The sequence below is a fragment of the Ruegeria sp. O11 genome (assembly GCF_056535285.1).
In genome coordinates this window covers 640641-659863 of record NZ_JBQERS010000001.1, presented here as the reverse complement: position 1 = coordinate 659863, position 19223 = coordinate 640641, and the positions used below count along the sequence as shown (strand labels likewise).

Annotated in this window: 22 protein-coding genes; 6 read left to right on the top strand and 16 right to left on the bottom strand. The window is 54.6% G+C overall.

The genetic code is table 11. The annotated features are described in order from the left end of the window. The first annotated feature begins 52 nt into the window (after positions 1-52). Together ACRZ91_RS03300 and ACRZ91_RS03295 are read left to right on the top strand one after the other, a co-directional pair. Positions 53-1282, top strand: coding sequence for an acyl-CoA dehydrogenase (locus tag ACRZ91_RS03300; RefSeq protein WP_480902593.1), 1230 nt, complete (start codon positions 53-55; stop codon positions 1280-1282). 133 nt (positions 1283-1415) lie between these two features. Continuing rightward, a complete protein-coding gene (locus ACRZ91_RS03295; protein ID WP_480902590.1) occupies positions 1416-2183 on the top strand; it encodes an SDR family oxidoreductase in 768 nt (255 codons plus the stop codon). Here the strand turns inward: ACRZ91_RS03295 and ACRZ91_RS03290 are convergent. The 4 genes from ACRZ91_RS03290 to ACRZ91_RS03275 are packed head-to-tail and all read right to left on the bottom strand — an operon-like array spanning position 2180 to position 6219. After that, positions 2180-3046, bottom strand: a complete 867-nt coding sequence (locus tag ACRZ91_RS03290) for an acyl-CoA thioesterase (protein WP_480902588.1) — start codon at positions 3044-3046, stop codon at positions 2180-2182. The genes ACRZ91_RS03295 and ACRZ91_RS03290 overlap by 4 nt on opposite strands. Before the next feature lie 48 nt (positions 3047-3094). Then, positions 3095-4312, bottom strand: a complete 1218-nt coding sequence (locus ACRZ91_RS03285) for a serine hydrolase domain-containing protein (protein ID WP_480902586.1) — start codon at positions 4310-4312, stop codon at positions 3095-3097. A 27-nt stretch (positions 4313-4339) separates the two neighbouring features. Beyond that, positions 4340-5374 (bottom strand): phosphotransferase family protein, encoded by a 1035-nt coding sequence (locus ACRZ91_RS03280; protein WP_480902584.1) that lies wholly within the window; start codon positions 5372-5374, stop codon positions 4340-4342. A gap of 26 nt (positions 5375-5400) precedes the next feature. Next, positions 5401-6219: an SDR family NAD(P)-dependent oxidoreductase gene (locus ACRZ91_RS03275; protein ID WP_170470222.1), complete on the bottom strand. Its 819-nt coding sequence runs from the start codon at positions 6217-6219 to the stop codon at positions 5401-5403. Positions 6220-6347: 128 nt separating this feature from the next. On the opposite strand from ACRZ91_RS03275, the gene ACRZ91_RS03270 reads away from it, so the two are divergent. The 3 genes from ACRZ91_RS03270 (at position 6348) to ACRZ91_RS03260 (ending at position 8679) form a co-directional block, all read left to right on the top strand. Then, positions 6348-7349, top strand: a complete 1002-nt coding sequence (locus tag ACRZ91_RS03270; RefSeq protein WP_480902582.1) for an NADPH:quinone oxidoreductase family protein — start codon at positions 6348-6350, stop codon at positions 7347-7349. A gap of 131 nt (positions 7350-7480) precedes the next feature. Next, positions 7481-7930: a type II 3-dehydroquinate dehydratase gene (aroQ, locus tag ACRZ91_RS03265; RefSeq protein ID WP_010440129.1), complete on the top strand. Its 450-nt coding sequence runs from the start codon at positions 7481-7483 to the stop codon at positions 7928-7930. Then, entirely contained in the window at positions 7927-8679 is a 753-nt protein-coding gene (locus tag ACRZ91_RS03260; protein WP_010440127.1) for an autoinducer binding domain-containing protein, read from the top strand. Before aroQ ends, ACRZ91_RS03260 begins: the two co-directional genes overlap by 4 nt. Before the next feature lie 371 nt (positions 8680-9050). On the opposite strand, the gene tsf is transcribed toward ACRZ91_RS03260, so the two are convergent. The 5 genes from tsf to ACRZ91_RS03235 form a co-directional block, all read right to left on the bottom strand. Then, positions 9051-9926 (bottom strand): translation elongation factor Ts, encoded by an 876-nt coding sequence (gene tsf, locus ACRZ91_RS03255; protein WP_170470213.1) that lies wholly within the window; start codon positions 9924-9926, stop codon positions 9051-9053. 76 nt (positions 9927-10002) lie between these two features. Continuing rightward, a complete protein-coding gene (rpsB, locus tag ACRZ91_RS03250; protein WP_010440118.1) occupies positions 10003-10803 on the bottom strand; it encodes a 30S ribosomal protein S2 in 801 nt (266 codons plus the stop codon). Positions 10804-10969: 166 nt separating this feature from the next. Further along, on the bottom strand, positions 10970-11806 hold the full coding sequence (gene olsA / locus ACRZ91_RS03245; RefSeq protein ID WP_480902578.1) for a lyso-ornithine lipid O-acyltransferase: 837 nt from the start codon (positions 11804-11806) through the stop codon (positions 10970-10972). A 4-nt stretch (positions 11807-11810) separates the two neighbouring features. Beyond that, a complete protein-coding gene (olsB, locus tag ACRZ91_RS03240) occupies positions 11811-12566 on the bottom strand; it encodes an L-ornithine N(alpha)-acyltransferase (protein ID WP_480902576.1) in 756 nt (251 codons plus the stop codon). Positions 12567-12672: 106 nt separating this feature from the next. Beyond that, positions 12673-12855 (bottom strand): DUF3553 domain-containing protein, encoded by a 183-nt coding sequence (locus ACRZ91_RS03235; RefSeq protein WP_010440107.1) that lies wholly within the window; start codon positions 12853-12855, stop codon positions 12673-12675. 42 nt (positions 12856-12897) lie between these two features. Here ACRZ91_RS03235 and ACRZ91_RS03230 point away from each other — a divergent pair, with 42 nt between their 5' ends. Beyond that, positions 12898-13494 carry a histidine phosphotransferase family protein gene (locus ACRZ91_RS03230; protein WP_480902573.1) on the top strand — a complete coding sequence of 199 codons (597 nt, stop codon included), beginning with the start codon at positions 12898-12900 and terminating at the stop codon, positions 13492-13494. Here ACRZ91_RS03230 and ACRZ91_RS03225 read toward each other — a convergent pair. The 7 genes from ACRZ91_RS03225 to ACRZ91_RS03195 all read right to left on the bottom strand — a co-directional run bounded on the left by ACRZ91_RS03225 (position 13491) and on the right by ACRZ91_RS03195 (position 19083). Next, positions 13491-14753, bottom strand: a complete 1263-nt coding sequence (locus tag ACRZ91_RS03225) for a glutamate-5-semialdehyde dehydrogenase (RefSeq protein WP_480902570.1) — start codon at positions 14751-14753, stop codon at positions 13491-13493. The genes ACRZ91_RS03230 and ACRZ91_RS03225 overlap by 4 nt on opposite strands. A gap of 34 nt (positions 14754-14787) precedes the next feature. Next, positions 14788-15894 (bottom strand): glutamate 5-kinase, encoded by a 1107-nt coding sequence (gene proB / locus ACRZ91_RS03220; RefSeq protein ID WP_480902568.1) that lies wholly within the window; start codon positions 15892-15894, stop codon positions 14788-14790. Then, positions 15882-16916, bottom strand: a complete 1035-nt coding sequence (obgE, locus tag ACRZ91_RS03215; protein ID WP_480902565.1) for a GTPase ObgE — start codon at positions 16914-16916, stop codon at positions 15882-15884. Before obgE ends, proB begins: the two co-directional genes overlap by 13 nt. A 37-nt stretch (positions 16917-16953) precedes the next feature. Further along, positions 16954-17490 (bottom strand): GNAT family N-acetyltransferase, encoded by a 537-nt coding sequence (locus ACRZ91_RS03210; RefSeq protein ID WP_010440096.1) that lies wholly within the window; start codon positions 17488-17490, stop codon positions 16954-16956. Further along, complete coding sequence (locus ACRZ91_RS03205; protein ID WP_010440095.1) at positions 17487-18095, bottom strand: LysE family translocator; 609 nt, start codon at positions 18093-18095, stop codon at positions 17487-17489. The genes ACRZ91_RS03210 and ACRZ91_RS03205 overlap by 4 nt, the downstream gene beginning before the upstream one ends. Positions 18096-18190: 95 nt before the next feature. After that, positions 18191-18460 carry a 50S ribosomal protein L27 gene (gene rpmA, locus ACRZ91_RS03200; RefSeq protein ID WP_010440093.1) on the bottom strand — a complete coding sequence of 90 codons (270 nt, stop codon included), beginning with the start codon at positions 18458-18460 and terminating at the stop codon, positions 18191-18193. A gap of 11 nt (positions 18461-18471) precedes the next feature. Further along, complete coding sequence (locus ACRZ91_RS03195) at positions 18472-19083, bottom strand: 50S ribosomal protein L21 (RefSeq protein WP_480902562.1); 612 nt, start codon at positions 19081-19083, stop codon at positions 18472-18474. Positions 19084-19223: the final 140 nt, after the last annotated feature.

The window sequence follows — 19223 nt, the reverse complement described above, 5'->3', positions numbered from 1 at the left end:
GACAATAGCTCAGGTTATGATTGTACAAACCAATTCCTGCCGGAGAAACAAAATGAATGCTCCAGATACAAAACCGGTCCTGCGCGCGAAGGATGCGCCCGAACTTGGCAGTTTCAACTGGGATGATCCATTCCGCCTGTCTGACCAGTTGGAAGAGGATGAACGCCTGATCGCCGACAGCGCGCGTGCTTATGCTCAAGAAAAACTACAGCCGCGCGTTACTCAGGCTTTCCAAAACGAAGAAACGGACCCCGAAATCTTTCGTGAGATGGGTGAAATGGGTCTACTCGGCACGACAATTCCTGAGGAATACGGTGGAATTGGTGCCGGTTATGTCACCTATGGCCTGGTAGCGCGCGAAGTCGAACGTGTGGATTCTGGCTATCGTTCGATGATGTCGGTGCAAAGCTCGTTGGTGATGTATCCAATCTATGCCTATGGCAGCGAGGAACAGCGGCGCAAATACCTGCCGAAACTGGCCAGCGGAGAATGGATCGGCTGCTTTGGCCTGACGGAACCGGATGCGGGTTCTGATCCGGCGGCAATGAAAACCCGCGCCGAGAAGATTGATGGTGGCTATCGCTTGACCGGCAGTAAGATGTGGATCTCAAATGCGCCGATTGCCGACGTTTTTGTGGTCTGGGCCAAATCCGATGCGCATGACGGTAAGATCCGCGGATTTGTGTTGGACAAAGGTGCCAAGGGATTGAGCGCTCCGAAGATCGAAAACAAGTTGAGTCTGCGAACCTCGATCACCGGTGAAATCGTCATGGATGGTGTTGAAGTGGACGAGGGTGCCTTGCTGCCTCATGTTCAAGGCCTAAAGGGCCCGTTCGGCTGCTTGAACCGCGCACGCTTTGGTATCAGTTGGGGTGCGATGGGTGCGGCGGAATGTTGTTGGCACGGAGCTCGCCAATACGGATTAGATCGCAAGCAGTTCAATCGCCCTCTGGCACAGACCCAACTGTTTCAGCGCAAACTAGCAGAGATGCAAACCGAAATCTCACTCGGCTTGCAGGCAAGCTTGCGTGTCGGACGTTTGATGGATCAGGCCGAGGCTGCACCTGAAATGATCTCGATTATCAAACGCAACAATTGCGGTAAGGCGTTGGACATCGCTCGAATGGCGCGTGATATGCACGGCGGCAATGGGATATCGCTCGAATTCCAAGTCGTGCGCCACATGATCAATCTGGAGACCGTCAATACCTATGAGGGGACACATGACGTCCATGCATTGATCCTGGGACGGGCGCAAACAGGTCTGCAGGCTTTTTATTAAAGCTTTATCGATTAATCGTATAATCGGTATTATGTAAATAATAAGATGGATAAACCATAGCTGGCTAATCCGCATTGGCTGTGGTTTCCCAAGATGTTACGCTGTGTTTGAAATGTAGAACACGGATATCGTGATGGATCTGAATGGAAAAACCGTTGTCATCACCGGTGCAGCAAGTGGCATCGGCCAAGGTCTTGCAGAACGGTTTTCAAAGGAAGGCGCACATGTGGTCTGTGCGGATATCGATCTTACTGGCGCGCAGGTTGTGGCCAAGAAAATCGGTGGCGATGCAATCAGATGTGATGTTTCCAAAGAAAGCGACATTCGAGAGCTGATCGATGTGGTCGAGGATACCATTGCTCCGATTGATTTGTTCTGTGCCAACGCTGGCATTCTAACGTTTGGTGGGCTTGACGTACCTGACACGGATTGGGAGCGTATTTGGCAAATCAACGTAATGTCGCATGTCTGGGCTGCGCGGCATCTGATCCCAAGGATGGTCGCGCGTGGTGGCGGTTACATGATGTTTACTGCATCTGCCGCTGGACTGCTCAACATACCCGGCGCTGCGCCGTATGGAGTTACCAAGCACGCGGCCGTAGGATTTGCTGAGTGGATTGCTCTGACATATCGCGACCGTGGCATCCGAGTTTCTGTTTTGTGTCCGCAAGCTGTGCGGTCAGAGATGATGCGTGGATACGAAGATTCTGTTGCCGCGTTCGACGGAATAATTGAGCCTGCTGAGGTTGCACAATCCTGTATTGAGGCAATTTCCGACGAGCGTTTTCTGGTTCTTCCGCATCCGCAAGTCTTTGATTACATGCGCATGAAGATCGAAGACTATGATGGCTGGTTAAGTAATATGAATAAGATTAATCAACGCTTTATCGGTGATATCTAACGTAACCGACGCCGCCTGAGCAGGCCTTCCTGCGCGACTGACGCAACCAGCTTTCCATCCTGAGAAAAGATTGATCCGCGATTGAAGCTACGCCCCTGCCCCGTCCATGGTGATTCCATGGAATAAAGATGCCAGTTCTGAAACATAACGGGTGCATGAAACCAAATGGCATGGTCCAGACTGGCACCATCGATTTCGCCAGTAAACCAACTCAGCCCATGGGGCCTCATCCCGGAAGTGAGCAGCCCCATATCCGAGGCATAGGCCAAGAGAAGATGTTGCGTAATCGTGTCTGCATCATTCGCCGCACCCATGCGAAACCAGAGATAGTTCTTATCATCTGCCTTTGAGGGCGTGAACAGGTCCAGAGGATCAACTTCGCGCACTTCGATGGGACGTTCGCGCAGAAACTCTGACTTTAGCTTGTCCGGCACACGGCCAAGATACTTTTGCCGCAGATCGTCACGCGATGGATGGTGTTCTGGACCATCAACATTGGGAATCGGATGCTGATGATCCCACCCATCATCCTGTTTGTGGAATGAGGCGGACATGTTCAGGATCTGTTTGCCATGCTGGATCGCAACCACGCGACGGGTCGTAAATGAACCTCCATCTCGTGCGCGATCCACTTGATATATAACGGGAATGGATGGATCGCCGGGGCGGATGAAATAAGCATGTAGCGAATGACACAGGCGATCTTCGACCGTCCGGTAGGCTGCCGCAAGCGCCTGTGCAATCACTTGACCGCCAAAGATGCGCGTTGGCGTTTCACCACCTGATCCGGTGCCGCGGAATAGATCGACTTCGAGCCTCTCGATATTCAGCAGATCAAGCAGTACACGTTCGGCTTCGGTCATCTTGGGGTCTCCTGCATCCAGACTTTTCCGGTATCATTCGACAACCGATCATTCAACGAGCGTTGCATGCACAAGCGCCTTCAATTCGGCGCGCGATGGACAGGAGCTGGACGGCGAAAGCTGAGTGAAGAATACGGTCGTCAGATCATTGACTGGATCGGCCCAGAAATACGTCGATGCCATACCACCCCAGCCGAAGTCACCAACCGAACCAGGGCATTTGGCAAGTGCCGGATTCAGAACCACCGCTCCTCCGATACCGAAACCTGTCCCGTCCATGGGTTGTTCCGCGAAACTTTGCGGCCCCATTGATGCAATGTCGCCCGGTAAGTGATTGCGAAACATAAACTCCATCGTCTTTGGCCCCAGGATTCTGGCGCCATTTCCTGTTCCTTTGCTCCGCAACATTTCGGCGAATTTACTGAAGTCGTCGATCGTACTGATCAGCCCGCCGCCTCCGGAAAATGTAGTCGCCGCCTCGAATGGAGATTGCCCGAAATTATCCACCAATCGGAGTGTTTCGCCGCCTGATTTTGCGGCGTTCAGCGCCATCGCGTCACCTTCCAATGGGGTGTAGAGTGAGGCAAACCTGTCCCCTGCCCCATTAGGCACTGAGAACGCGGTTTCATTCATACCCAAAGGCTCGAAGATATGTTCAGTCAGAAATACGTCGAGCGATTTGCCTGATACCACTTCGATCACGCGCCCAATTACATCTATCCCGACCGAGTATTCCCATCGCGCACCCGGTTGAAAGGCCAGCGGGAGTTGCGCCAACAGCATAACCCTTTCTGACAGAGGGCCCTGTTGTGGTGAAAAGATCAGATCAAGATCGTCCATCGCCTTGGGCAGCAGGCCGGGATTGAACGGGTAACTCATCCCGCTGGTATGGGTCAAAAGTTGATGCAAGCTCGGTGACGGCGCATCCTCAGTCTGATCAAGACTAGTTGCGTCCGGAATAAGGGCCCTCATGGACGAAAATTCAGGCAGAAACTCGGAAACTGGAGCGCCGAGATGAAACAATCCCTGTTCGACCAGAGTCATAAGGGCAACCGAGGTCACCGGTTTTGTCATCGAATATATCCGAACCAAACTATCACGTTGGAAGGGAAGGTCGTTCTCTATGCAACGCCGCCCGCAAGTATGAAAGAACGCCTCTTTCCCGTGCTGGCGGATCAGAAGCGCGCAGCCCGCATATTTGCGCTGGTCCACATACTTGTTCATCCATTTGCGAATATTGGCCAATGAGGTCGGATTAAATCCCATGAGGCAACTCCGTTTGGGTCAACCCGCTTACGCCTCGCTGCGTAAAGCAGACAAGCCATGTTGGGCAAAGATTGGGACATAGGCACCAAATGCCTGTGCCCGCTTCGGATCAGATGCATTTCCATCAAGTGCGCGCTTGTAAACACCTTGCAGAATTCCAGCCATTCGAAAGAAATTGAAAGCAAGGTAAAACCCAAAGTTCTCGATCGCTGGAATGCCGCGACGTGCGCAATAGTTTGCGACAAAGGCGCGATCTGTTGGTAAGCCAAGGTTTTCTCGGTCTACGCCCGCCAATCCGCGCCCCTCTTTTCCCGGAGGCAACTGCCATTGCATGATAACTGCCGCGAGATCCGCATATGGGTGGCCGATGGTCGACAATTCCCAATCCAGGACCCCGATGCAGCCCGTGCCATTCGTTTCAAACATCAGATTGTCGATGCGATAATCCCCGTGCACCAACGTCCTTTGGTTGTCATCCTCTGGAACTTGATGCTCGAGCGCGGCAATCAACTGGTTCATGTCTGGGATAGTTTCGGTCTCAGAAGCACGATATTGCTTGGTCCAGCGGGCAATTTGCCGTTCGAAATAGTTGCCAGGTGGCCCATAATCCGAAAGACCAACTGCATCGATATCGACCATGTGTAACTCAGCCAGAACGCGGTTCATTTCATCAATCACGCCCGTACGTGTGTCGTTGTCTTCACCCTTCATGACCGGATCTACAAACGTACGCCCTTGCAGATATTCCATTACGTAAAAAGCCGACCCTATCACCCGGTCATCTTCGCATAGCAGGTGAACTTTCGGCACGGGCACATTGCTGCCAGCAAGCGCGCTCATGACGCGAAACTCGCGATCCACTGCATGGGCTGATTTCAGCAAAACCCCGGGCGGCTTGCGCCTTAAAACATATGCCTCACGCGGTGTGCTGAGCAAATATGTCGGGTTGGATTGGCCTACGGTGAACTTTGTCGCCTTCAATGGGCCGTAAAACCCATCAAGATGTGAGTTAAGATAGGTCTCAACTGCGTTGATATCTAATGTACTATCGGTTTCTTTCATCTACCAAACCTGCGGTGGATCTGGGGCTAAAGAGCGTCGGCAAAGATGTTACCGCCTGTCTGGACGTTGATACCGCCGGATACCGGCAACACCGCACCCGTGATGTAGCTGCCACCACGGCCACACAGGAACAACATACAGCCCGCGATATCTTCGTCACGACCCACGCGACCCAACGGTACCGCCTTGCCGACACGCTCACGCTTACTTTCATCTTCGGTTGCAAACGCGGTCATGCGCGATACGAACGGCCCAGGCGCCAGAGCATTTACTGTGACACGATACGGCGCAAGTTCCTTGGCCATGATTTTTGACAGGTGAATCACCGCGGCTTTTGACGCGGAATAGCTGTAGGCCCCGTCACCCATCGGGACCTCGCCCATAACCGATCCAATATTTACGACCCGTGCTGGATCATCGTCGCTGGCTGATTTCATTAAAAGCGGTAGTAGCTTTTGGGTCAGATCGAATATACCTGCGACATTGACGGACATCACTTTGTCCCACGCCGAGTGGGGAAACTGACCCATCGGTGCGCCCCAGGTAACACCAGCATTATTCATTAATATTTCAAGAGATTGCGTTCGTTTGTTGACCTCACCAACTAATGCATCAATACCCACTTCGCTGCCGATATCGCCTGCGAAACCTTCTGCAGATCCGGCGGTGCCTAACGCGTTCAACTCTGCCGCAACCTGTTCACATGCATCACCCTTGCGCGAGGCAATCAGAACATGAGCACCGGCACGAACAAGCGCCTCGGCTGCCATCCGGCCAATACCCGTGGCCCCACCTGTCACCAGCGCAGTTTTTCCGTTGAGTGAAAACAATGTCTCGGGCGTCATGAAATCTCCTTTCAGGTGATCTGCTCTTTGCGCCTATCGTTTGAGAACCAGAGCGGCGGTCATCTTGACAATACGTTCGTGTAATCCAACGATTTCAATTCAAACGAAGCAAGGGGCAAGTGGGGCATATGCAAACATTACTCAGCGTCAAACCGGGCGGACCAGAAACATTGGAGTTGACCACCCTGCCCGATCCCGTGCCAAAGGCTGGTGAGATATTGGTGCGAATTCACGCGGCCGGAGTGAACTTTCCGGATACACTGATGATCCGGGACCTTTACCAGATGAAGCCTCCTCGTCCATTTGCCCCAGGTGGCGAGATTGCAGGTGAGATCACCAGCGTCGGCAAAGATGTCGTTGAATTCTTGCCAGGAGATCGTGTTCTGGCGCTGACAGGACATGGAGGGTTCGCCACGCACCTGACGCTCAGACCAGCGACGGCGATCAAAATCCCGGATGATATGCCATATGAAGACGCTGCGTGTTTCATTTTCACGTACGGTACGTCTTACCATGCGCTCAAAGATCGAGCACAGCTGCTCTCGGGGGAAACCGTACTTGTGCTGGGCGCATCGGGTGGCGTTGGCTCTGCCGCGATAGAGCTTGCCAAAGCCATGGGCGCGCATGTGATCGCGGCAGTTTCGTCCGAAGAAAAAGCACAGTTTTGCAAAAAAGTCGGTGCAGATAAAACACTGATTTATCCACGTGATCTGGACCGAGCGGCGCAGAAGGCGCTGTCTGCTGAAATCAAATCGCTGGCCGGTGGCGAAGGTGTGGATTTGGTCTATGACGCCGTTGGCGGGGACTACGCCGAACCTGCCTTGCGCAGCTTGGCGTGGGGAGGCCGATATCTGGTCGTCGGTTTTCCAGCAGGCATTCCCAGCATTCCGTTGAACCTGACGCTACTCAAAGGATGTCAAATCGTCGGCGTGTTTTGGGGCGCGTCAGTGTTTCGGGATCCGAAAGGGCATTCTCAGAATGTGGGTGAACTGTTCAAAATGTATCGAAGCGGTGCCATCTGCCCTCGTATCAGCGCCCGCTTTCCACTTGAAAGTGCGGCGGAAGCGATCGCCAAGATGGATCAACGCAAAACTCTCGGTAAAGTTGTGGTCACAATGGGAACTAAATGAGCTGATATTCATTCAGAACTTTAGATTCTTACCAATATGCGACACAACCACTCGCGCCAAAGGGGCGATGGTCGCTGGACGCCTCAAATTTTCGGGTTTATGAAAAAGAAGAAGATGGGGACAGTTTGAATATGCAAAAAATATTGGTTCTGAATGGTCCGAACCTGAATCTGCTGGGGACCCGGCAGCCCGAGGTTTATGGATCAACGACCTTGAAGATGATTGAGGACCTGTGTGTTGCTCATGGTCAGGCACTGAATCAGACGATCACGCATATTCAAACCAACCACGAAGGCGCATTGATTGATGCGATTCACGCAGCACGCGGCGAACAGGATGGAATCGTCTTGAACGCGGGTGGATACACCCATACGTCGGTCGCGCTGATGGATGCGATTTCTTCCGCCGAAGTTCCGGTTGTAGAGGTTCATCTGTCGAATATTCACGCACGCGAAGTGTTTCGACACAAATCATACGTCGCCCCAGTTGCCATTGGTCAGATTTGCGGATTCGGCGCACATAGCTATGTGCTTGCGCTGAATGCACTTGCTGCCCATTTGGCTGAGGGGGGCACTGGATGAACCTCAACGATTATCTGAACTTTCTGAGCTATACCAAGACATTGGAAGAGCTGTGGGATGCCCACTGCCGCCAGATGGCAAAGTTCGGATTTGATCGGTTGCTGTATGGTTACACCCAGTATCGCACGGCGACCTCGTTGGGGGACCCCGAAGATTTCGTCATCCTGTCCAACCACTGCAAAGACTACCTTGATGGGTTCCTCCGCTCGGGATTGTATTTTCACGCTCCGATGTTGAAATGGGCGTTGGATCATGAGGGCGCGGCAAGCTGGAGCATGATCAATGACATGATGTCCAGCGGTGTTATGACGCCCGAAGAACTTAGGGTTTATGAGTTTAACAAATCTTTGGGTCTTACATCGGGTTATACGGTTAGCTTCAACTCGGTTTCGATGCGAACCAAAGGCGCGATCTCACTTGCGGCCCGAATGCATGATCAGGATGAAGTGGACGAGATCTGGCAGGAACACGGCGAGGATATTTTGCTGATGAACAATGTAGCTCATCTCAAAATTCTGACCTTACCGTACAACGCTCCGAACCGCGCTCTGACTAAGCGTCAACGAGAGGCGCTTCAATGGGTGGGGGATGGAAAGACCACTCAGGACATCGCGTTGCTTATGGGTTTGACGGCCGCGACGGTGGAAAAGCACCTAAGGCTGGCGCGCGAGGCGCTTTCGGTTGAAACCACAGCGCAGGCAGTGCTTAAGGCGACTTTGCATAACCAGATGTTTGTAATGGAAGCTTGACCCTGACTTGACGCTACATTGCGTCAAATTGACCTAGGGTAAGGAATACATGACTTTCCGAATCTCCCCCATAAATTGCAAATTGGTATTGTTCCGTGAGTGGTGGCTTTAGCCAGGGAACGTTTTGATTGGATCTTTGTAATACCAAAGCTCTCTGATCGCTCTGACATAGAGGCGTCTATTCGTCCGCGTCGCTTTGTCGGAATTTTTGAGGGGCCCTTCCATCCCCATCATGCAGGGCCCCTCAATCTCCTCTTTTCCTTGATGTTGTTTACTGCGCATTGAAAAGCTGCCTAGCACAAAAAAACCCGGCTGCATCGCAACCGGGTCTTTTATGGATTGCAGCCCCTCGGTGAGGCTGCATTTTATCTTTAGCCTTGAGCTGCCTTCGCAACTTCGGCTGCGAAGTCTTCTTTTTCGACAACGATGCCTTCGCCTACTTCCATGCGGACAAATCCGGTGATGGTTGCACCCGCTTCTTTAGCCGCAGCTTCGACGGTCAGGTCAGGATTCACAACGAAGTCCTGGTTCAGCAGAGTCGACTCGGCAACGAATTTTTTCATACGACCGACGATCATCTTTTCGATCACCTGCTCCGGCTTGCCGGATTCGCGGGCGATGTCCATCTGGACCTGCTTCTCTTTCTCGACAACTTCCGGGTCCATGTCCGCCTCAGACAAGGCCGCCGGGTTCACTGCTGCAATGTGCATTGCAACCTGCTTGCCGAAGGCTTCATCGCCGCCAGACAGAGCAACAAGAACGCCGATTTTGCCCATGCCGCTGGTTGCAGCATTGTGGACATAGGACACGACAGTGTCACCGCTCAGCTTGGACATGCGGCGTACCGACATGTTCTCACCGATGGTGGCGATCTTGTCGGTTAGAGTGTCTGCAACAGATTTGCCGCCCAGATCGGCAGCCAGCAGAGCTTCGACATCGTCGACGCCTTCGGCTGCATAGGTGATCTTGCCGACCATTTCCTGAAACTCGCCATTTTTCGCAACGAAGTCGGTTTCCGAGTTCACTTCGACTGCAACACCGTTGCCGCCGTTGACGTGAACGGCCACCAGACCTTCGGCGGCGGTACGGCCCGATTTTTTGGCTGCTTTGGCCAAGCCCTTGGTGCGCAGCCAGTCAACGGCTTCGTCCATGTTGCCGCCGGTTTCGGTCAGTGCTTTTTTTGCGTCCATCATGCCTGCGCCGGTCGAGTCGCGCAGTTCTTTTACCATTGCTGCTGTGATTGCCATCTTTTGGCTCTCCTCAATTCAAACGGAATTGGGGCAGGTCTACCCTGCCCCATATGTCATTTACGTGACGGGCAGCTTACGCTTCGGCTTTGGCTTCCGGCGCGGCTTCTTCTGCGGGTGCTTCTTCGGCAACGGCTTCTTCAACCGGAGCTTCTTCGAATGCACCCAGATCAACACCTGCAGCACCCATCTGAGCGGTCATGCCGTCCAGAGCGGCGCGTGCGGCCAGGTCGCAGTACAGAGCAATTGCGCGCGCTGCGTCGTCGTTGCCGGGGATGATGTAGTCAACACCGTCGGGCGAGCAGTTGGTGTCGACAACAGCCACAACCGGGATACCCAGTTTGTTGGCTTCGGCGATTGCCAGCGCTTCTTTCTTGACGTCGATGACGAACAGCAGATCAGGAACGCCGCCCATCTCGCGGATACCGCCCAGCGATGCCTGCAGTTTGCCCTGGTCACGTTCCATGCCCAGACGCTCTTTCTTGGTCAGGCCTTCGGCACCCGCTTCCATCGCTTCGTCGATCTGGTTCAGACGGTTGATCGACTGGGAAACAGTTTTCCAGTTGGTCAGTGTGCCGCCCAGCCAGCGGTGGTTCATGTAGTACTGAGCCGACTTTTCAGCGGCTTCCGCGATCGGGCCAGCGGCCTGACGCTTGGTGCCTACGAACAGAACGCGGCCACCTTTTGCGACGGTGTCACGAACTGCCTGCAGAGCCTGATCCAGCATCGGAACAGTCTGGGTCAGGTCCATGATGTGGATACCATTGCGCGAGCCGTAGATGAACGGGCCCATGCGGGGATTCCAACGCTGTGTCTGGTGACCAAAGTGAACGCCAGCTTCCAACAGCTGACGCATGGAGAACTCGGGAAGAGCCATGCTATTTTCCTTTTCCGGTTTACGCCTCGGCGGGGGTGAAAGAAGCGGATGCTCCAACCGGCGGGCCAGATAAGGATGTCTCCCTCAAATGACCCAAACCCCGCCTGCGGGTTTGAATGGCGCGCGTATATGACAGGATTTGAGACAGTGCAAGGGCCAAATGCCCTTATTTTTCAAGCCGCGCCAAGCTGTGAGCGTGCCGCACGGCCTGTTCGCAATGTGCTGCCAGAGCTTTACGGTTTTCAAAATCGCTGACCTTGGCGGGCTCATGATATATTAATTCCACCCAACCTTGTCGTCGCGCGCCCAACGTCTTGAGCAGATGCGGCCCGAAATCCATGTCACCCCACCAACCGTAAAAACGCGCAGGCTGCCCTTTGGGCGCATGAAAAATGGCCGAGACGGGTTGGACATACATGAATTCACGCAGCTCATCCGTAAAGAACGCAGCGAAAAGCGTTGTTTTGAATGGCAAAACTCGCAAACCATCTGTCGAAGTGCCCTCTGGGAAGAACAATAGCTTATGCCCGGCTTTAAGGCGCTCTTCGAATATGCGGGTCTGTTCGCGAGCTTTTTGGCGATTTCGCTCAATGAATACCGTACCGGTTGCTTGTGCCAACCATCCGATCCCCGGCCATTTCGCCACCTCGGCTTTCGAGACAAAGTACACGCGTTTGCGGGCATTCAGCGCAAAAATGTCCAGCCACGACGTGTGATTTGCGACCACAGCGCCACGTTTCCGCATCAACTCACCAGAGCTATGAAATCCTATCCCGAGGATCCTGAACGCGTTGCGGCAGACAAATTGACTGATGAAAGGTGTAACTGGTCGCTGAACGCCACATAATGGACGTTCGATCAAGCGTATCGACAGCAGAACGATCAGGCCCCCAAAAACTAGCACCGCCAGAGGGACGCCGCGCAAGAACACCAATATCCAGCCAAGAACACCAAGTTCGATCGGATCAGGTTCGTCTTCGCTCTGCCATGAGGGATCGCTCACCTCGTTACGCTCCACTGTAAATGCGCCGCTGACGCGCGTTCATGCGGGTGGTGTCGAGTATCAAGCACACATCGGTTGTATTGAAGGCATGATCGATAAAAGCTCCCTCACCGACGAAACCACCCAGACGGAGGTAGGCCTTGATCAGGGATGGTACCTGAACTATGGCAGCACGACGATCCAGGGCATCGGCCGGCAGTAGGTCCATGGGCTGAAACACGCCCGGCTGTGCCCGGACCCGTAGATCCGGTGGGGCTAGATGATTGTGATGCAGCATCGATAGCGGCTGTGACAGTTTCTGGACATCGGTGCCATGAAAGCTTGCGACGCCGAACAGAACTTCGATTTTGCGCGCCGTGACGTAGGCCGCCAGCCCATTCCACAGGTGATACATCGCGGTGCCACCGCGGTAATCCGGATGCACGCACGAGCGCCCAAGTTCCAACAATTTGCGACCGCTTTGCTTTAAAACGGTGAGGTCATATTCATCCTCGGAATAGAACTGCCCCAATTCGGCCGCTCGCTCACCGGGAAGCAATCGATAGACGCCGATAACCTCGCCCGTTGAATCATCAATGGCCAGCATATGATCGAAATGCGGGTCGAACCGGTCTTTCTCGAGCCTGGACTCATGGTCCACCATCTCACCACCGCCGCCGAGTTCACGCACAAAGACGTCGTAACGCAGACGCTGGGCTGCGCGTTGTTCAGCCTCGGTTTCAGCAAGTTTTACGGTGAATGAGGGGCCTTTATCCGGCATCAATGATTGGTCCGCTATTTGTGATTGCGCGCTGATAGCGCGATTGCATTGCGAAAGGCAACAAGCCCGCGTTTCGCCTGAGTTGTTAACCTTTCCTAAACCAGTTTCACGGATCAAAGACCGGCATCAGGGCTATGCGTGTCCCGTCGATTACCACTTTCCCCTGCTCGCGAAAGTTTACGGTGATCTTGCCCCCGATATTGGACTGCACCTGTCCAACGCCCCAATCGGGGAAATCGGGGTGGCGGACATACATGCCCGGTGCAAGAATGGCATTCAGATCTGTCATATTGGGCTCCGGGTCCTGAGGCAGATGCAGCAGGAGGTACGCATGCGCGGTTTAGACGTCAACCTGGCCGAATTGATCGGCTCTCGGATCTGTCATGATCTGATCAGCCCAATTGGGGCAATCACCAACGGGCTTGAACTGTTGGAGATGGTTGGCGCAGTCCAGGGTCCCGAGATGGAGCTGATTTCCGGCAGCGTCGGAAGTGCGGGCGCGCGCATCCGGTTCTTTCGCGTGGCCTTTGGGGCAGCCAGTGATCAACCGCTGGGAAGAACTGAGGTAATTGAACTGCTGAAGGATCTGGAAAAGGCGAGCCGGGTTCGGATCACATGGAACCTGACCGAACCCGCGCCGCGCAATCAGGTTAAACTCGCCTTCCTCGCCGTGATGTGCTGCGAAAGCGCGATGCCGTTTGGTGGTGAGGTGGAGATCGAAACTCGGGGTGATGCGTGGACTGTGACAGGAACAGCCGACAAACTGAACCTCGACCCCGATTTGTGGAAAGGGGTTTCAACCGGCTGTTTTGCCAGCAAAGTCAGTCCGGCACATGTTCAATTTGCACTGTTGCCCGATACCGCCGCTGCGATAGGGCGTCGGGTTGCGGTAGAAACGACCACAACCCAGGTGAAACTGCGATTCTAAGCCCTCGTCGTTCCGTTTCCACGCACAAGATATTTAAAGCTGGTCAACTGAGCTGCCCCGACAGGTCCGCGCGCATGCATCTTGCCCGTGGCGATGCCGATCTCGGCGCCCATTCCGAACTCGCCACCGTCGGCAAACTGGGTTGAGGCGTTGTGCATCAGAATAGCGCTATCGAGGCGTTCAAAGAAATGCGCTGCAGCAGCAGTGTTCTCGGTCATGATGCAATCTGTATGGCTGGAACCATACGTATTGATATGATCGATCGCAGCATTGATGTCAGCAACAGGCTTGGCTGCGATGATGCTATCCAAAAACTCCTTGCCCCAATCCTCATCAGTTGCGGCAATAGTGCGATCATTGGCCAAGATGCCTTGTGCATGAACCTCGACACCCGCCGCTTGAAGCGCCGCAATGACGTCACGCCCAAGCGTTTCCGCCACGTCCTGATGCACCAACAAACACTCCGCAGCACCACAGATGCCAGTGCGCCGCGTCTTGGCATTCAATACCACATCCAGCGTCTTCTGAGGGTCTGCAGCCTTATCGACATAGATATGAACAATGCCTTCAAGATGGGCAAAGACCGGCACGCGCGCCTCGCGCTGCACAAGACCGACCAAACCTTTGCCGCCGCGCGGGACAATGACGTCAACGTAATCTGTCATCGTTAGCAGCTCTTGCACTGCGGAACGATCACGGGTCGGTATCAGTTGGATTGCATCTTCGGGCAGGTTGGCGGCCTTCAGTCCTTCGACCAAACAGGCATGAATAGCGGTTGACGAATGAAAACTCTCGGACCCGCCGCGCAGGATTACTGCATTGCCCGACTTCAGGCATAGCGCACCCGCATCCGCCGTCACATTGGGGCGGCTTTCATAGATCACTCCGATCACACCCAAAGGCGTGCGTACACGCTGAATGTTCAGACCCGAGGCCATGTCCCATTCGGCCAGAACCTCACCCACCGGATCGGCCTGTTCAGCCACGGTTCGCAAGCCGTCAACCATACCTTGAACGCGCGCCTCATCCAGCATCAGGCGGTCCATCATCGCGGGGCTTAGGCCCTTCTCGCGACCAAACTCCAAATCTTTCTTGTTGGCCTCAATGATATCATTGCGATTGTTCCATACGGCATCTGCAGCCGCGATCAACGCCGCGTGCTTTCGTTCGGCGCTGGCAAATGTCAGTTCGCGCGAAGCCAATTTCGCGCGTTTGCCGAGGTCTTCCATCAGGCTGGGAATACTGTCGAAGTCTTTCATCTCGTAAGCCTTTCAGGTGGTTCTCTCTATTCTATCAAAGCGCCAGATCATCGCGATGGATTAACACTGCGCGGCCCGGATAGCCTAGTGTGGTTTCGATTTCAGAGGACTTGCGCCCTTTGATCGCGTCGGCCTCTTGCGCGGTATAGCGGCTGAGGCCTTGCGCCAGTGGTCGCGCTGCTGGGTCTAGGATCGTAACTGGGTCACCGCGTCCAAATTCGCCGGTCACTTCAACAATTCCAACAGGAAGAAGGCTTTTACCGTTTGTCAGAGCTGTAACTGCACCATCATCGATCATGATCTCACCACGCGGTTTCATGGCCGATATCCAGCGTTTCCGGGCAGCATGCGGATCAAGTGTTGCTGTAAACCAAGTGCAATTCGCGCCGTTTTCCAGCGCTTTCAGCGGGTTCAATGTTGACCCTTCAGTTATTGCCATGGTGCAGCCGGCAGCCGTTGCCATCTTGGCGGCGAGAAGCTTGGTTTTCATTCCGCCTTTAGACAGCCCCGATCCCGCATCACCGGCCATGGCCTCGATCTCGGGCGTGATCTGGTCGATCACATCGTATCGAGTTGCGGTGGTATCTTCGATCGGGTTGCCAGTATAGAACCCGTCAACGTCTGACAACAAAATCAATTGATCTGCGCCGACCGTCACGGCGATCTGTGCAGCCAACCGGTCATTGTCGCCATACCGAATTTCATCGGTCGCCACTGTGTCATTTTCGTTAACGATAGGCACAACACCTAACCCAAGTAATGTCTCAAGCGTCGCACGAGAGTTCAGGTATCGCCGCCGATCTGCACTGTCCTCTAGCGTCACCAAAACCTGCGCGGTCTTGATGTCATGTGGCGTTAATACTTCCTCATACGCGCGCGCCAATCGGATTTGACCGACAGCAGCCGCGGCCTGAGATTGCTCTAACGGCAGCGTCTGCATTGGCAATCCAAGAACTCCACGCCCAAGCGCGATCGAGCCTGAAGATACCAGGATGACATCTGCCCCCTGCCCTTTTAGCCATGCCACATCCTGTGCGAGCGATTGCAACCACTCCAATCGCAACTGGCCGGTATTCCGATCCACCAGCAAGGCGGACCCAATCTTGACCACCATGCGGTTTGCGGCGGTCAGGGTTGCCAAGGCTCTGCCTCCTCGGTGGGTTTTTGCCGCAGGCGGTTTTTATCAATCTGTGTCCGCAAAGCGCGCAGCACTTCTGTTACACCCAGATGTGCAACACCAGACATCGTCATAACCGGGCCGCCCACGGATTGCTCGAGCTCTTCCTTGGTAAGCTCAAGTTCTTCCTCATCCAGAGCGTCAACCTTGTTCAGAACGGTGATACGCGGCTTGTTCGCAAGCTCGCCGCCATAGGCCTCAAGTTCGTGAATGATGGTGCGGTAATCTTCGGCGACGGTTTCGGACGTGCCATCGACCAGATGCAGCAGAACGGCGCAGCGTTCGACATGGCCGAGGAAGCGATCCCCAATCCCACGCCCTTCGTGCGCGCCTTCGATCAGGCCGGGGATGTCTGCGACGACGAATTCCACGTTATCTACGCCGACAACGCCCAGATTTGGGTGCAGCGTAGTAAAGGGATAGTCAGCGATTTTGGGCCGAGCGTTTGATGTTGCGGCCAGAAAGGTTGACTTGCCCGCATTGGGCATCCCAAGCAGACCCACATCCGCGATCAGCTTCAGCCGTAACCAAATCGTGCGATCAATCCCCGCCTGCCCTGGATTGGCACGGCGTGGAGCCTGATTGGTGGCTGATTTGAAATGCAGGTTACCGAACCCGCCGTTGCCACCTTTGGCTAACAGGACCCGCTGACCAACTTCCGTCAGGTCGCAGATTACGGTCTCTTCGTCTTCATCGAGAATCTCGGTTCCGACAGGCACACGTAGGATGATGTCATCACCATCCTTGCCAGTACGCTGCTGACCGCGCCCGGGTTGACCGTTCTTGGCGAAGAAGTGCTGCTGGTAACGGAAGTCGATCAGGGTGTTTAGTCCGTCTACGACCTCGGCCCATACCGAACCGCCCTTACCGCCGTCCCCGCCATCGGGTCCGCCGTATTCGATGTACTTTTCGCGTCGAAAGCTGACGCAGCCGCCACCTCCGGCCCCGGACCGGATGTAGACCTTTGCAAGATCGAGAAATTTCATAGCTGTCCCCTACTGCAAAGGCCCCATCGGCCACAAGTCAGAGTTTCTTTGTATACGTCCAGGTGGGCACATTCGCATCGCGCGCCACTGAATATGTTTCCGCATCGCCAAGATACTGGAACCCGCAATGAGTCAGCACCCGCGCTGAGGCCGGATTGTCCTGAAACACGCTGGCAAACATTGTTGCATTTTCCAGCGGATTGGCTTTGACCAGCGTTTCAACAGCCAAAGATGCAATGCCTGTGTTCCAATAAACCGGCGCGACCCAATAGCCGATTTCGGATTGATTGCGATCCAGCTTTTCAAGCGAAATCAAGCCAATCAGCTCGGGCCCGCCATCTTTGGTCGCATCCATCGCCCAAACGTCCTCGTCCCGCTCGTCCGACATGGCGCGCGTTACGAACGCCTCGACAGCTCCGGGCGGCAGCGGATGGGCGATCCGCGTGGTCATGCGCGCGACACGTTCATCGCCGGCGTAGTGCTCAATTAGTCCCATATCCGACCGGCGCAGGGGGCGCAGGTCGAACCGCTCGGTTTCAATGACCGGCTGATTTATTATTGCCTCAAGTTTCATGAGTGCGTTCCTCCTCCGAACAACACAAAAAGTACGGACGCTACTGTCAAACTGGCTAACGTCCACATCAGATATTTTTCAGCAGGCCGACCTTCAACCGCATGGGCGATCCGATCTCCTGCAAATGTCCAAATCGGGTGCAACACGATCTGGCAGATCAACAAACAGAGAGCGATCGTGAGGGTCGCCTCAAAACTCGGTGTCCCTGCGGCCACAAATCCAGTGAAGCCCGCAATAATCATCGCCCAGGCCTTAGGATTAAGCGGGTGTACAATTAACCCCGCCAGAAATCCGGGCACTTGCTTATCCGTTTGACCGCGAGAAAGCCGCAGATTGGCGATTTTCCACGCAAGCCAGCAAATATAGGCAGCCGAAGCATATTTGAGCGCCTCAAACACCAGCGGCGCCTGATCGGCCACCTGCATCAGTCCGAAACCAACCGGCCAGATGATCAACTGCTTGCCCAGAATGACCCCGCCTACAAACGGCAGCGCCGACCGAAACCCATAGCGCGCACCTGTTCCCAGCAGGACCATGTTGGCTGGTCCCGGTGTGCCAACCTGCGAGGCGGCAAAAATCAGGAAACTGGTGGTTGCGACTGTCATCGGCTCTGGTGATCACGACTGCGTTAAAACGAAAAAGGGACCGGCACTTTGTGCCGGTCCCCCATGAATTTTTCTTAAACCTTCTGGGTTTCGGCTTACTCTGCGGCCTCCGCCACTGGCAGGACCGAAATAAAGGTGCGGTTTTTAAGTCCCTTATGGAACTTCACGGCGCCATCGACAGTTGCAAAGATTGTGTGATCTTTGCCCATACCTACGCCTTCGCCCGGCCAGAACTTGGTGCCGCGCTGACGTACGATGATGTTGCCTGCGATGGCGGCCTGGCCACCATACAGTTTCACGCCAAGGCGGCGACCTGCTGAGTCGCGACCGTTACGGGAGGAACCGCCAGCTTTTTTATGTGCCATTCTCTCTCTCCTTAGCCTTGAGCCAGCTCTTTGGCTTGCTCAACCCATTCGGGTTTCACTTTGATGGTGTCGATAGCAGCAATCTGCTCATCCGACAAGGCGGCCAGAGCGGCAAAGCTCTCGATACCGGCCTCAACCAGCTTTTTGGCAGCGGCAGGGCCGACACCGTTCAGCTTGGTCAGATCGTCAGCAGCAGCAGCGGCGGGTGCCTCTGCCTTGGCTTCTGCTTTCTTGGCAGGCTTTGCAGCAGGTGCCGCTTCGCCATCCGGAGCAGATCCGGTTGCAGCTTTGATGCCCGACTTGTCAGCGCCCGACGACAGGATGTCGGTGATCTTGACCAGAGTCAGCTTCTGACGGTGGCCAACGGTACGCTTTGAGCTGTGCTTACGACGGCGCTTGACGAACTTGATGACCTTGTCACCTTTGATCTGTTCGATCACTTCGGCCTGTACGCCTGCGCCTTCAACGAAAGGTGCACCAACAACCGGAGCGTCACCGCCCAGCATCAGAACATCGTTGAATTGAACTTTTTCACCTGCGTCGGCAGCCAGCTTTTCAACGCGGAGGATATCACCCGCCTGAACCTTGTACTGCTTGCCGCCAGTCTTGAGGACCGCAAACATGCGTCTTTCCTTTGTCTAACCGCGTTCTGTGGTCCCCGGTTGGGTGTTTCTGGCTTTCGCCACCTCGAACAGCGCGCCCTTTTCGGGCAGAGTGGATGACCCTTAGCGCGTTGCTATCGGGTCAAAGAATAACGATACCC